This is a genomic window from Aeromonas sp. FDAARGOS 1402, from assembly GCF_019046925.1.
GTDB classification, from domain to species: Bacteria; Pseudomonadota; Gammaproteobacteria; order Enterobacterales; family Aeromonadaceae; genus Aeromonas; species Aeromonas caviae.
In genome coordinates this window covers 147,011-161,384 of record NZ_CP077202.1, presented here as the reverse complement: position 1 = coordinate 161,384, position 14,374 = coordinate 147,011, and the positions used below count along the sequence as shown (strand labels likewise).

12 protein-coding genes and 1 pseudogene are annotated in these 14,374 nt (G+C 54.3%); 12 read left to right on the top strand and 1 reads right to left on the bottom strand.

All coding sequences use genetic code 11. The features are described from left to right. Positions 1 to 181: 181 nt before the first annotated feature. Complete coding sequence (locus I6L32_RS22220) at positions 182 to 694, bottom strand: transposase (RefSeq protein WP_254203908.1); 513 nt, start codon at positions 692 to 694, stop codon at positions 182 to 184. An 80-nt stretch (positions 695 to 774) separates the two neighbouring features. On the opposite strand from I6L32_RS22220, the pseudogene I6L32_RS22215 reads away from it, so the two are divergent. From I6L32_RS22215 to I6L32_RS22165, 12 genes and pseudogenes are all read left to right on the top strand, one after another. Continuing rightward, positions 775 to 1,805: pseudogene (locus I6L32_RS22215) on the top strand (IS630-like element ISAhy2 family transposase). Between the two features lie 275 nt (positions 1,806 to 2,080). Beyond that, positions 2,081 to 3,060, top strand: a protein-coding gene (locus tag I6L32_RS22210) for an IS5-like element IS5 family transposase (RefSeq protein WP_026141915.1) whose coding sequence is annotated in 2 segments (ribosomal slippage) — positions 2,081 to 2,816 and positions 2,816 to 3,060 — 981 coding nt in all. Because the reading frame shifts where the segments join, the coding sequence is not laid out codon by codon here. A 328-nt stretch (positions 3,061 to 3,388) separates the two neighbouring features. Then, positions 3,389 to 3,685, top strand: coding sequence for a HAMP domain-containing protein (locus I6L32_RS23270; RefSeq protein ID WP_367950697.1), 297 nt, complete (start codon positions 3,389 to 3,391; stop codon positions 3,683 to 3,685). A gap of 77 nt (positions 3,686 to 3,762) precedes the next feature. Beyond that, the gene (locus tag I6L32_RS23265) at positions 3,763 to 4,476 is read left to right on the top strand and encodes a methyl-accepting chemotaxis protein (RefSeq protein ID WP_234922909.1); all 714 of its coding nucleotides are present in this window, start codon (positions 3,763 to 3,765) and stop codon (positions 4,474 to 4,476) included. Between the two features lie 173 nt (positions 4,477 to 4,649). Next, complete coding sequence (locus I6L32_RS23575; RefSeq protein WP_367950696.1) at positions 4,650 to 5,438, top strand: hypothetical protein; 789 nt, start codon at positions 4,650 to 4,652, stop codon at positions 5,436 to 5,438. Positions 5,439 to 6,667: 1,229 nt separating this feature from the next. Continuing rightward, positions 6,668 to 6,898 carry a hypothetical protein gene (locus tag I6L32_RS22195; RefSeq protein WP_216945335.1) on the top strand — a complete coding sequence of 77 codons (231 nt, stop codon included), beginning with the start codon at positions 6,668 to 6,670 and terminating at the stop codon, positions 6,896 to 6,898. 1,235 nt (positions 6,899 to 8,133) lie between these two features. Continuing rightward, positions 8,134 to 9,030 (top strand): hypothetical protein, encoded by an 897-nt coding sequence (locus I6L32_RS22190; protein WP_246876657.1) that lies wholly within the window; start codon positions 8,134 to 8,136, stop codon positions 9,028 to 9,030. A 177-nt stretch (positions 9,031 to 9,207) separates the two neighbouring features. Further along, the gene (locus tag I6L32_RS22185; RefSeq protein WP_210538246.1) at positions 9,208 to 10,065 is read left to right on the top strand and encodes a hypothetical protein; all 858 of its coding nucleotides are present in this window, start codon (positions 9,208 to 9,210) and stop codon (positions 10,063 to 10,065) included. Between the two features lie 570 nt (positions 10,066 to 10,635). Continuing rightward, the gene (locus I6L32_RS22180; RefSeq protein ID WP_210538247.1) at positions 10,636 to 11,526 is read left to right on the top strand and encodes a hypothetical protein; all 891 of its coding nucleotides are present in this window, start codon (positions 10,636 to 10,638) and stop codon (positions 11,524 to 11,526) included. A 342-nt stretch (positions 11,527 to 11,868) separates the two neighbouring features. Continuing rightward, the gene (locus I6L32_RS22175; RefSeq protein ID WP_210538248.1) at positions 11,869 to 12,471 is read left to right on the top strand and encodes a hypothetical protein; all 603 of its coding nucleotides are present in this window, start codon (positions 11,869 to 11,871) and stop codon (positions 12,469 to 12,471) included. A gap of 117 nt (positions 12,472 to 12,588) precedes the next feature. Then, complete coding sequence (locus tag I6L32_RS22170) at positions 12,589 to 12,963, top strand: hypothetical protein (protein WP_210538249.1); 375 nt, start codon at positions 12,589 to 12,591, stop codon at positions 12,961 to 12,963. Positions 12,964 to 13,459: 496 nt separating this feature from the next. Continuing rightward, a complete protein-coding gene (locus tag I6L32_RS22165; protein ID WP_210538250.1) occupies positions 13,460 to 14,368 on the top strand; it encodes a DNA replication terminus site-binding protein in 909 nt (302 codons plus the stop codon). Positions 14,369 to 14,374 lie beyond the last annotated feature (6 nt).

The window sequence follows — 14,374 nt, the reverse complement described above, 5'->3', positions numbered from 1 at the left end:
CAATCAGAATTTTCCGGCAACGCCGACTCCAAGAAGTGTAATTCCAGTCTATTTCTGCCGTCAACCCCTGATTCGCGTTAATGCGACAAAGCTCAAACACATAACTCCCCACGAAGCCATATAAACTCCGATTTCGAGGTGTTATCCTGTTCCGCATAAACTTCGTTTTTGGGTATTATACCTACACCAAAGCAAGCTCAGGAGGTGAACGAGCACAGACGGCCACTGGCTGCTCCCGTTCCTGCTGCTTTGCCCAGTTAATAATCTTGGCAAGCTCCTTGGGATCCTCGATTATCGCCACAACCGACATTGTTCCCTGGCATTTTGGGCAAACAAACGGGTCAACTTCATAGACTTTCTGTAACAACCGTGCCCAACTTTGTTTGCGCAACTTGGACCAGGCATCGGAAACTTGGACAGTTTCCGGTTTCTCCTGAGGTATGGCTGGAACAATTTTGGATTCGCGTGGATGACCTTTTTGCCAACTTTCTGGGGCCAGGCTATAAATATTGGGGCGCTCTTGCCACTGCTTGCGGACTTTGCCCGCATATACGCCATAGCGACGAAGCAATTGAACCCGCCTTGGTGGTAAATGGGCCACAAGCTGGTCGACGAATTCAAAGCCTTTGAAGGTCTCTGTTTTTCCTTTGTAGAATCCCTTTGGGCTAAATAGCTGTTCCGAATAGTAGATCACCGGAGGAAGGGAACTCAGTCCAGTTTGTGCGATCTGATTAGTCGCTAAACAAAACAAGCCACACCCAAAGGACTGAGTTGATGCCTATCCTACCACCTCTGCCACGACCACAACGGCGCCGCATTCACAAAATCATCCATGCCACCCGTGATAAAGGACATGCTCGTCGCTTGATGGCCATCTTGCTGTTACATGAAGGACGCACGATCACCGATGTTCATCACCTTACCGGCGCTGCGCGCTCGACCATCGGTCGTTGGCTTCGGTGGTATCGAGATGAAGGCATAGATGCGCTAGAAGCCTTACCGGCTGGCCGTGCCCCAGTCTTACCTATCGCCAAGATTGTCACCTTACTGGTGCTGCTCATGCAGTTTTCTCCGCAAGATTTTGGTTATCAGCGCAGCCGTTGGTGTACCGAACTATTGGCTATAAAAATCAATCGGTTAACAGGGCTCAATGTGGCAGCCTCCACGCTCCGCCGATGGTTACCTCGTATGGGCATTGTCTGGCGCAGGCCCGTGCCGACCTTGCGGATAAAAGACCCAGCCTATCAGGAAAAAATGGCGAATATCGACGCCGCGCTGGCCCGCTGTGATGCCGATAATCCGGTGTTTTATGAGGATGAAGTCGATATAGACCTCAATCCCAAATTAGGAGCCGACTGGATGTTCAGAGCGCAGCAAAAGCGGGTTGTCACACCGGGGCAGAATGCCAAGCATTATCTGGCAGGCGTTCTCCACGCAGGCAACGGAAGGGTACTTTACGTCAGCGGGATCAAGAAAAACTCATCGCTGTTTATTGCCATGCTGGAAAAGCTGCGCCACCACTACCGACGAGCCAAAACCATCACGTTGATCCTCGATAACTACATCATTCACAAAAGCAAACAGACCGAGCGATGGTTGAAGAAGAATCCCAAGTTCTGCCTGGTGTTCCAGCCAGTTTACAGCCCTTGGGTTAATCACATAGAACGGCTATGGCACAAGTTACATGAAACCATCACGCGCAATCATCAATGCATAGGGATGGCAAACCTGCTGGCCCGAGTGAAACACTTCATGGATACCGTGTCTCTTTCCCGGGGAATGGCTATGGCACAGCGAAGGTGTAGCACTATTGGGATCAGTTATTTAGCTGTCCAGATTATCGTGTCGGAAGCTGGATCATACTGAATTTTTTCTGCACAGGTAGCGCCGCGAACGACATACTGGCCGAGGGCTTCTCGATCGGCCTTGTTGAATAGTCTGGTTTCGCTCTCGATGCTAAAGCCGGAATGCTTCCAGTCTCTGAGCATGTTCACTCGGGCTTGATCTATTAGGGAAGGTGCGAACAAGTCCCTGATATGAGATCATGTTTGTCATCTGGAGCCATGGAACAGGGTTCATCATGAGTCATCAACTTACCTTCGCCGACAGTGAATTCAGCAGTAAGCGCCGTCAGACCAGAAAAGAGATTTTCTTGTCCCGCATGGAGCAGATTCTGCCATGGCAAAACATGGTGGAAGTCATCGAGCCGTTTTACCCCAAGGCTGGTAATGGCCGGCGACCTTATCCGCTGGAAACCATGTTACGCATTCACTGCATGCAGCATTGGTACAACCTGAGCGATGGCGCGATGGAAGATGCTCTGTACGAAATCGCCTCCATGCGTCTGTTTGCCCGGTTATCCCTGGATAGCGCCTTGCCGGACCGCACCACCATCATGAATTTCCGCCACCTGCTGGAGCAGCATCAACTGGCCCGCCAATTGTTCAAGACCATCAATCGCTGGCTGGCCGAAGCAGGCGTCATGATGACTCAAGGCACCTTGGTCGATGCCACCATCATTGAGGCTCCCAGCTCGACCAAGAACAAAGAGCAGCAACGCGATCCGCAGATGCATCAGACCAAGAAAGGCAATCAGTGGCACTTTGGCATGAAGGCCCACATTGGTGTCGATGCCAAGAGTGGCCTGACCCACAGCCTAGTCACCACCGCGGCCAACGAGCATGACCTCAATCAGCTGGGTAATCTGCTGCATGGAGAGGAGCAATTTGTCTCAGCCGATGCCGGCTACCAAGGGGCGCCACAGCGCGAGGAGCTGGCCGAGGTGGATGTGGACTGGCTGATCGCCGAGCGCCCGGCAAGGTAAGAACCTTGAAACAGCATCCACGCAAGAACAAAACGGCCATCAACATCGAATACATGAAAGCCAGCATCCGGGCCAAGGTGGAGCACCCATTTCGCATCATCAAGCGACAGTTCGGCTTCGTAAAAGCCAGATACAAGGGGTTGCTGAAAAACGATAACCAACTGGCGATGTTATTCACGCTGGCCAACCTGTTTCGGGCGGACCAAATGATACGTCAGTGGGAGAGATCTCACTAAAAACTGGGGATAACGCCTTAAATGGCGAAGAAACGGTCTAAATAGGCTGATTCAAGGCATTTACGGGAGAAAAAATCGGCTCAAACATGAAGAAATGAAATGACTGAGTCAGCCGAGAAGAATTTCCCCGCTTATTCGCACCTTCCCTAAGAATGGTTCGATTGTTGAATACCAGTCTGTAAGGACCAAGCCTGAACCTGAGCAGGTTTTGGCTGCGGAAAAATTATATGCTCAATTGAGAAGCGGGAAGGCCGCGAGGCCGAAATTGGCTGCTAGCTTTTCCGTGAAAATACTCTTGCTCATATGGGGTAGTATTATATCAAGCGCAATGGCTGCCGGCATGCTTACTGATACATCAATAAGCAGCTTATTGTTAGCCACTTTAATGTCAGGAAGCTTAAGCTCTGTTAGTGTTTTGGCTATTCTCTCTCCTCTTGGAAGACTGGTTGAAAGAGCCAGGAATATTTCCAATAACCCATTAAGTCAATCCCTCTACACTGGGCGCACCGATGAGTTTGGCCAAATAGAGTTTGCTTTACGAATGATGCAAGCTGAAACAGGCGCCATAGTAGGTCGCATAGGTGATGCATCAAATCGGCTTAGCGAACACACCGAGGCCTACTAAAGGATATTGAGTCAAGCAATGTACTTACAGTTGAGCAGCAGGCAGAGACAGATCAAATAGCAACGGCAGTAAACCAAATGGTGGCAAGCATTCAAGAGGTTGCGAGCAATGCACAGCATGCTGCAGATGCGGCCGGAAGAGCAGACACTGAGACGGCATCTGGCCAGCGTCTGGTAGCCCACACAAGCCAGTCAATCACTGCCCTTGAAGGTGAAATTAGGCAAGCCGCTCAGGTTATTCATGAGCTTGAAGGTCAAAGTAACGAGATATCAAAAGTTCTTGACGTTATACGAGGGATCGCCGAGCAAACGAATTTGTTGGCACTCAACGCAGCAATTGAGGCCGCGCGTGCTGGTGAGCAGGGGCGTGGTTTTGCTGTTGTCGCCGATGAGGTTCGCAGTCTTGCTGCTCGCACACAGCAATCGACAACGGATATTCAAAGCATGATCAGCGCTCTACAAGAGCGAGCGCAATCCGCTGTTACAGTCATGGAGCAAAGTAGTCGGCAAGCGCACACGAGTGTAGCTCACGCAGAGGAAGCAGCTACAGCTCTTGATGGAATTGGCCAACGCGTTAACGAAATTACCGACATGAACGCGCAAATAGCGACTGCGGTCGAGCAGCAGGGAGCAGTAAGTGAAGACATAAACCGCAGTATTATCAATATACGCGATGCTGCTGATACCAATGTACAGACCGGGCAGAATAATTTGCAAAGTGCGAAATCTGTCGCTCAGTTAACTAGCGCTCTGAGCGAACTGGCAAAACAGTTTTGGGAAAAACGAGGATAACGCTTTTCAGTATCTCGACAGGGATAACTTACTTTACCATCGGTTATCCCTTTTAGCCGCACAAATTTTAGCCATGGCTTTTCAGGAAGTCAGGGCTATCAGAATGGCCTTAGAAAGCCTAGTCAAAGAGCTGTCACGAGAACACCGTTAGCTTAGCGTACGATTTTTTCCGAATTCTGCGGTTCCCCCTAGTGGCGGCCCACCGCCTGCAGTTGCCCGAGTGGGTTACCTGGCTTGGACACGAGCTCAATGGATACGGGCCGGATGATGCCATCCCAGTCTATCGGCATGTGCAAGGAGAAGTCCTGATCGATGGGCACCATGGGCTGAAGGGGGTGGTCTTTCCGTCTGCAGAGGCTGCATTTCGATGGCAACTCTGCCACTTTGACACGCCTGTTGACGAGATTGAGGGGTGGTGCGCTGAATCTGACGATATTCATATGCAATTTTCCCCGCGCGAAGCTGATGCTTTGCGGGCGGCATGTGATACGAACTGTACCCCTCTTCGTCGGTTCACGTTGGCCAGCATGAACCGGATCTTGGGGGCGGTCAGAAATCAGGTCTTGAATTGGGCACTGCAGCTTGAAAAGGAGGGGATCTTGGGGGAAGGTATGAGCTTCACTTCCCAAGAGCGGCAGCAAGCCCAGCAGGTGGCGCCGGTGACCCACATTCACATCAATGGAGATGCTCATGGTCTTCAGGTGATGCAAAACTCGCCCGGCGGTCAGCAACAGCAGACTGTGACCAGTGAACAGAAGGAAGCTGCCCTGGCGGCCTTGTTGCCGTGGCTACAACAGGTGATCGCGCAAGGGCAACTGCAGGGAGAAGCGTGTGCGGAGCTGCAGGCCGAGCTGGATACCCTCAAGGCCCAGGCCGCCTCCCCTAAGCCCAAGTGGCCGGTGATCGGCGCCGTGGCCAACAGTGTGCGGGCGATCCTGGAAGGGCCGGCAGCGGGGTACTGACGGAAACAGTGTTGGGCAGGCTGGCCGCCTTGAGCGGCAACTGAGCGATATCCGGGGGGTGGGCGGCGCAACGGCATTGCGGTGTATGCTGGGTGAACGGTCAACCCCACGGTTCGCGACCTACTTCTGCCGTGATTTGGCTCTCGCTCGCTCCTTCTGTCGAAAGCTCTTGATGTATTCGGCTGTGACCAAGGAGTCTGCATCGAGCTCCGTGATACAGTTCAGGATGGTGGCCATGGCGCTGTCAGACAGTCTGAGTTTGGATGGAAGTTCGCCGCCGAGTGCGTAGTCATCGAGTTTTGCTTGGAACGCGCGAAGGACGTCGTACTGTGATGGCTTTCTAGATGAGGTGCCAGCCTCCGTTTCCGCATCGTGGGCATACACCTCCGATTGTTCCGCATCGCTTGCGAGCTCACTGAGCAGGTCTTCGATACTCGGCCAATACTTGTGCTCGTATCGGTGCGTAAGGCGTATAAATTCATCCTGGGGTACAGGGTATAGAGCGGGTTGTGCTCACCCGCACGATCAAATAGCGCCGCCAGACCGGTTTCTCTTTCACACCCAAATCCCGCTCGATTACAGATGTCTCTCTCTCCCTCAGCAAATCACCCAAGCGAGTTGCGAGATCCGCTATGTCCTCGTTGATTTGGATGAGCCTGCCACGTTCTTCCCTAGCCTTGCGCATGTCATCTTCATCCCAGAAGGTGAATGTGCTGATCAGCGCATCCTAAAAACTCGTCACGTACCGTTCTAGGGGGAGCAGCTCGCAGAGTTCTTCATAAACGGGGGCCATGGTCCGGCTTTGCCGGAGCAGTACCCTGACCGTGGCGTTGATGGAAGGCCATATGTTGTTCTTCTCGTTGTTTTCTATCTCCTTTCTGAAATACCTTCGCACACTTCGACGGCATCGATTCTTCTCTTGGTCATTGGCAAGTCTCCTTCATTGAGTCCATGCCTATGGTACTTATGGCAGGAGCCATGTCGGGTATCTATAAGAAAAAACAATCAGAAGAAATAGATACCCAGCCTGCCAGCTACTATGATCAGTTGCATAGCCAGCTTGACGCGCTGACCTGCTCTCCGACCCGTTTTGCACGATTGGTCAGTGGCCAAAGCCCGCCCCCAATCGGGTCAGCGAGGGCGAGCGGGGTCCGCCCCGCTTGCAGCGCTGCAAGCGAGCAGGCCAAATCGGGTACACTGGGGCTCTTTTGTCGCCTAGGAGCGCCTCGATGCCTGCCCTACTCCCTGAACTCATCGCCCAGGCCAGCGATCCAGCCGTCAAGACCGCCGATCTGCTGCGCAAGGCCAAGGTGAGTCGCCCACCGGTGCCAGCTATCCGACCAGTTAGCCTGATCGACCTGGAGCTGCGGGGCTACCGTGAGTCAGATCCTCTTCCTCTATACCGTTTTATCCGTGCCCCGGTGTACCTGCGGGATGTCCAGACAGGCAAATTGACTTGATCTGTTACGTTCCAAGCTGACGGTGAGATTCCCGCTCAGGCTCACCTCTGTTTTGATTCGATCAGCAAGTTGGAGGTTCTGGGGTCACAAGGCTCCCTCTATGTGCAACTCCCCTCTGGGCATGCGCGTTTACGATGGCTTGTCAGCGAAAGCCGCGATCAGTACCAGGTCGTGCATCACTGGACGCATCACAACTGCATGCCGTCGTAGTTTCAAGTCCGTGACAAGGTGTTGGACTGGGCACTCGAGCTGACCAAGGCCGGGATCGTGGGGGACGAGATGCCTCCCTACCCCAGCCGTTGGTACCGGTGACCGTTCACATCGAGGGCGGAGTCCACGGTGGCCAAGTCATGGTGAGCTCGCCGGGAGGCCAGCAACAGCATACCGTCACCGGCGAGCAGAAGGCCGCTTGCCCGTCCGGGTTGGCGCAGGGGAACGCGGATGCACCACTGCAGCCGGCAGACCGCGACACGCGGCAGAACGAGCAGGGACACCCTCAAGCCCCAGGCCGCCACCGCCAAACGGAAATGGCCGCTGATCGTCGTGCTGGCCGTAGTAGCGTGCTGGCCGTGCTGCAAGGCGCCGGCGGCGGGGTGCTGAGCGAGCTGGTGCTGAAGTGGCTGGCCAGCTTGAGCGGCGGCTGATCGCTATCGGTCGGGGTATGAACGGGGCTGCGGCCCGCTTTGTTTTCTGGGCCAACGGCCAAAGTGGCCTGGGAAAATGGAAGCTGCCGCGCTGCTGAAATTGATGGCATCTGTTCTGCGTCGTGATCGTAGCATTTCGGTGAGTTGAACATCACGTGATAGCGAGGTTTGTATGTTCGTATCAAAGCAGGACTGGATCGCGATAGACGGTGAAGTGGTTGCCGTGTCGCTGCAAGGCAAAGGATCTTCAGTGAAAGTGGTCGGTCTGTTCAGAGGACACTGGATCACCGGCACAGGCTGCACAGAGTCAGCCGCCAAATCATGTTGGAAAAGGAAAGCCGAGTACGAGGCAAATCGTTAAGGGTGAATATCCCTGACCGTCCAGTGCAGATCTGGAGCGCCGATCATATACCTTACTTTAAACGGGTTATGTGATCCGTTATTGAATGACCAAGCCCCGCGTTTGCGGGGCTTAGTTTTCTTGGTCAGCGGCCAAAGCCCGCCCTCAAACCAGCCAGCGAGGGCAAGCGGGATCCTCACCGCTTGCAGGGCGGCTAAACTAGAGACTCTATCGTCGCCCAGGAGCACTCTATGCCCGCCCTCATCCCCGAACTGATTACCCTGGCCAGCGATCCGGGGGGGGCCACCTCTGATCTGGTGCGCCGCGCCCTGGTGGCCGCCAGCCGACTGCAGCAGACCGAGGCGGCCGCTTGGCTACAGCACGAGCTCGATGGCTACGACACCTTTGATGAGCTGCCGGCCTACCGGCGCCCCCGTGGCGTCTTGTATGCCATCCACCCAGGCGGGGACACCACTCCCTTGCTGGTCGAGGATGGAGGGGTAGCAGAACGCCTGTCGATTACCCCCTTGAACAACCCGCTGCGGGAGCTCGAAACATTGATGGCCGCCGGCGCGTCTGTGCGTTTTCGGCGGCCGCCTGATGAGGTACTGCATATCCAGCAGATACTGAGCACTAACTTGGAGCCGGTGATTGCACTGACTCATGGCCAACTTGCCGGCTGCCTCGATGCGATAAAGAACCGGGTGTTGAACTGGGCGTTAGCCTTGGAGGCGGCTGGGATCCAGGGGGAAGGGATGACATTCACCGCCCAGGAGCAGCAACAGGCGCAGCAGGTGCCCTCGATGAGCATTCACATTGGGGGGAATGCCACCGGTGTACAAGTCCAGCTGAACTCGCCTTGGGGCCAGCAACAGCAGACGGTGACCGGCGAGCATAAAACCGAGGCGCTGGCTGCCTTGTTGCCGTGGCTGCAGCAGGTGATAGACGAGGGGAAACTCTCGCCACCGGTGCAGGCCGAGCTGCAGGCCAACCTGACTGCCCTACAGGCGCTGGCCAATGCCTCTACGCAGAGCTGGCCGGTGATTGGGACGCTGACCAACAGTGTGCGGGGGATCTTGGAAGGGGCTGGCGGCGGGGTGCTGGCTGCGCAGGCACTGGGGTGGCTGGCCACCTTGAGCGGCAGCTGATCGATATCGGAGGGCATGGGCGGGGCTGCAGCCCCGCTTTGTTTTCTGGGCCAACGGCCAAAGCCAAACTGAAATCCAGTCAGAGCGGACCGGCTGGATCCGACCCGCTTGCAGCGTTGCAACTAACCGGGCCAGATCGGGTACACTGGGCCTCCCTCGTCGCCCAGGAGCACCTCGATGTCCACCTCGCTATCTGACCTGATTGCCCTGGTCGGTGATCCGGCAGTTAAGACCACCGATCTGCTCCGCAAGGCCAAGGTGGTCGCCCGTATGCTAAAACAGGCTGAGTGGGCTACCTGGATCGACCATGAGCTGCGGGGCTATCCGGATGATGCCAAGCTGCCCTCCTATCGTGTCATACGTTGTGAGTTGAAAGCTCGGAATCCCTTTCGAGGGCTGATCCCAATCATCATCAACCACCCTGAATTCGCAGAAGTTGTCTCGACATGCAGCATTGGTCAGCCCATCAGCGGGTTGGAGGACGTGGCTATTCCCGGGAAAAATGTGAGCATGGTTCTCCCGCCGGAGATGATGGCCATGCTGATGCAAGACCTGAATATCTCAATGGAGCCAGTACGGGTGGTTGGCGGCAATCAGATCCGCGCACTTGTTGATGCGGTCCGGGACCAACTGTTGACCTGGGCGCTCGACCTGGTTGAGGCCGGGATCGAGGGGGATGAAATGCCCTCCTCACCCCAGCCGCTGGCGCCGGTTACCATTCGCATCGAGGGCGGGTTCAACGGTGGTCAACTGATGGTGAGCTCGCCCGGGGGCCAGCAACAGCAAACCATCACCGGCGAGCAGCAGGCTACGGACCAGCCTGGGGTGGCGCAGGAGATGCCACTGCAGCTGGCAAACGGCAATGTGCTTCAGAGCGAGCTGGATACTACTAAGGCCCAGACCGCCGCCCCCAAGTGGAAATGGCCGGTGATCGCTGCGGTGGCCAGCACTGTTGTGGCGATTCTGGAAGGCGCCGGCGGCGGAGTTCTGAGCGAACTGGTGCTGAAGTGGCTGGCAACCCTTAACGGCCACTGAGCAAGTCCGGCAGAGGCAGCAGGCCACGTTTTCTTCGTGCGGCGGGTGGCGTTGCGAGATACAAGCCAGATCAACTGGTGCCGCCCATATTGTGGGCGCGGGGAATACTTCGTAGATAAACAGGGCTGGTCAAGTATTGGGGGGCGAGTGATGTGATACCAGCGTGAGAATTATATTTTATCTGCATGATTTATCTGTAATTTATGAAAAATGTTGGGGGGCATGGCGTATAATGTCAACACGGGCACAAGAGCGAGTCTTTATGGCTAGCCAAGAGGCCAATAACCCACAGGTGAACGGATTCGCCTGATTTGATATGGAGATCTATATGCTATCAAGCATGATTATCGCTAGCGGTTTGATGCTGATCTGCGTGTATCAAGTGAAGATTTCTCTTCACTTTCACCTACACGTAGGCCAGTGAAACTGGTTCAAAAAGTGACTTTTTGGAGGGAGGCTTCGGCCTCCCTTTTTTTTGACTCGGAGCGGATCCTCTCCGCTTGTAGCACTACAACCCGCACGACCGAACCCGGGTATAATGAGGACCCAATATCGCCCAGGAACGCATTGATGCCCGCCCTTATCCCTCAACTAATCACCATGGCCAGTAATCCCGAAGTCAAGACAACCGATCTACTGCGAAACGCACTGGTGGCCGCACGTAAGCTCAAGCAGCCTGACTGGATTAGCTGGATCAAAAACGAACTTGATGGCTACCCAGAGTCGGCTGTTATCCCTCCGTACCGGATTTTGACGGGGCAACTCTACGCCATTAACCCGGGGAAAGGTCTTGTACTGCTACCGGTCATGAATGCAGAGCTTCACGAGGTGATGACAACATGTCCCTTCTATTACCCCATCGATGGAGTGGAACCATTGGCTTCAGGGACAGAATACGTAGTGTTGCCCATGGACCCGTCTCAATCGAAGATGGTAGCGGCTCTCTATAAAATGCCAATCGCACCACAAGTTCGATTTGGAGCAAACCAGGTCCAGCGTTTGATCGGCGCGGTGCGTACTAAGGTCCTTGAATGGGCACTCGATCTGGATGAGTTGGGGATCCAGGGTGAAGGGATGAGCTTTACAACCCAGGAGCAGAAGCAGGCGGAATCGGTGACCAATATTTTCATTGGGGGGGATGTCATCGGAGGTCAAATGATGTTGGGCTCGCCCGGCGGCCAACAAAAACAGACGGTGACAGGCGAGCAGAAGACCGAGGCGCTGGCGGCTTTGTTGCCGTGGCTGCAGCAGGTGATCGCGCAAGGGCAGCTGCAGGGAGAGGCGTGTGCAGAGCTGCAGGCCGATCTGGACACCCTCAAGGCCCAGGCCGCCTCCCCTAACCCCAAATGGCCAGTGATCGGCGCCGTGGTCGGCAGTTTGCGGACGCTCCTGGAGAGCGCCGGCGGAGGGATACTGACGGCGCAGGCACAGAGTTGGATGGCAACCTTGAGGGGTGGCTAATTCGATCAGGAAACTCTGCACATTTGTAGGGGGGCAGTGCCCCCCCATACATTGCTGCTTTGCCTCGCTTAGGGCAACCTAAGTTGATGTTGATGCTGTTGCTCCTGTTCATGATATTCGGTATCCTGCAGTTGTCCTCGGTGCCCACGTGGGGACAGGCCGCCCGGCCAGGCACCAACTTCAACTCTCCCTGCATTCTGCAGGTACCCCACCTGTCATATATCACCCAAGCCCTAGTTGGCTGATTCTGCATGTCCGTTCACCGGAATTTCTCCGGCGTCAGCGCACATGCAGAAACAGCCCAAGGCTGTCTTATGGCACTCGGTCCGCAATGTGCCACTCGTGACCAACATCAACCCGGGCGTAAAGCCCAATTTCAACGAGGTCCAATTTATGAACCAAGCAATCGATGATGTGCTTTTCGCTCATGCGATGGCTCAAGTATTCCCACATATTGATAAACAACAGTGGCTTTCTGCGTACCAAGATCTTCTGAATTCTGTCAAATCAGGCGATTCCCTATGTAGCTATGTGCCTAGCGAAACCTATGAAAACCTCGCTCTTCCAGAGCTTCTAAGGGTCGTTGAGAGTATCGCGTCGTTAATGCGGAACGCAGTAATCGAGGTCATTGCTCTCAGAGACGGAAAATTTCGGATACCGGCAGTCACTGCCGGCCGTATCTGTCACGTGCTGGAAATCAGCATGCCTGAAACCGTCGGAGATTATGACTGCGCATATGACGTCCCGGAGTGGGATTGGGTGCGTGAGCACGCCTCCTTCTCTCATAAGGGCAACCATCACCATGACAACCCAACTTATGAGTTTCTTTTTAATATGGCGAACTACGACGCCCTCGATGAAGGAGTAATCCCAGAACGATTGTGGCCGGTGTTCAGAGATGCCAGCAAAATCGGAGCAGGATATGTTCTTTTCCATAACGAATAGGTCGTCAGTCTGATTTTTTGGGCGGCTATACCTCTATTTCATCAACTAGGCCAACGGCCTTTCGCCTCAACATTCGTTTTGAAGGCTTAACCAGCCCTCTGGGCTTTTGGAATACAAATGCACAACTCATTGCAAGAAACAGCTACTAACACAATGGCTACCAAACCGATGTTCGATAGCACCATGGGTTACCTGCTTGTTAACACTTGGCAATTGCACTTACGCGACCTCTCAATCACGACAGGGGGGGCAAGCGATATAATGGATGCCTTGGTCACTGCCTGTGGCAAAACCTCAGCCTGGCTTGTTGAGCTAGTTGATTACACCCGTCTTGGATGCATCTTCGACTACGATCATGCGAATAACAATGATGGAGATTGCTTGGCTCAAGTTATTCTCGAGTCTGTACTGAATATAGAGTCAGATCAGAATCTGCGTAAGGCGGTACTGAACTGGCTCAGAGTAAAAGGTTTACCTCTCATTGAGGCCTGATCAACATTGGATGCAGTGATAGACTGATATCCAAGAGAGAGCCCCGCATTGCGGGGCTTTTTTATGTCGTGAGTAGGCAGTGATAACCACTAGGTGGTGCCATAGGGTGGTGGGACTTGCAGAGTAGAGCCGGACGAAGGATGTGGCCAAAACAGAAATCTCAACCAACATTCCTATATCCTTAAATGCTACAAGACACCAACCTGCTGAACCGGTGTTCATTTCGTGTAGCCCGAGAACTAAATTAGGATCTCATTTTTCTCTCTTTCTCTTCATTTTCTCCCCCTTTCTCTTCGCGCGAACGCGGCACAGCAGAAGTGTCGGTTCGAGGTCTAACCTGGCACTCGGGGGCAGGTATAGAACAAAATAGCCCAGGGGGAGCTCACAGCCCGAAGGGCTGTGCTCTGGTTGAAAATAGTCACTAGGAATGTTGGTTGAGAAAGTGCCCTCTACTGGTCATAATAACACCAGCTTGAAACCCTCGATGGAATGCCTCATGAATAAACACGAACTGGCTGCACAGCTCCGCGTTCTGGAGCGGCGTCAACACCAGCTGTTGGCCATGCTGCGAGACTTTATAGACGATAGCGAGCTCATCCAAGGCAGCACCTTTGCCCTCCCCCCGCACGATCCGAGGCAGGATACCCGCCACGACACTCCCTCTATTACGGTGACTCCCGCTCACGGTCTTGAGGCTCTGTATGCTGCTCACCATGCCTGGGGCCATCTCTACGCTGACGCTGGTGAAAACACTCGCCTAGTGTACCGCTTGCCGGGAGCAATTCAGATTCACTCCAGGCACAGCGAGGAGCTGTTCGGTATAATTGAGGCCATAAATGCAGACCGAAAAACCTTCCGAGACTTGGTGACAAACTCAGGTCCGATACTCGGGGGACCCAATACCCGGTGGGAGTTCCTGCATAGCAAAGGCATGTTCGAGGGGTTGATCACTTTGCAGTTTTACCGACAAATCACAATCGCCGGCGACACGGCCCGGTCAATTTCGTTCTGTTGGGCTCATAAAAACACCATGCAGAGAATGACCAAACAACAGATCATCGGTACGCTCAGAGCATCACAGGACTCACCCCCGCGCCATGTACTCGATCCAGCTGGTTGGGTCGCACAGCTAGAGGATGAAATTGTGCTGCTATCCGCCCTCTCCGATGATGCTCGCCTTGTCATCCGGCGCCCCAATCCAGTCCACCCACAAGCCTGGTTGGTGGAAGGAAACAGTCGTCGTATGCAAGTAGCATCGACCCCGGTTCTCATTCTCGGAGCTCAGAAAGTGAAGATCGGTCTTCTAAAGAACTACGACATCACCCAAAAACGCCCTCCGCGGCAAGCAAAAACAACCGCCAATGAGCCGCTTATCTCGCGCCTCTGGCTTTACCAGGAGCAGTAGAAAATC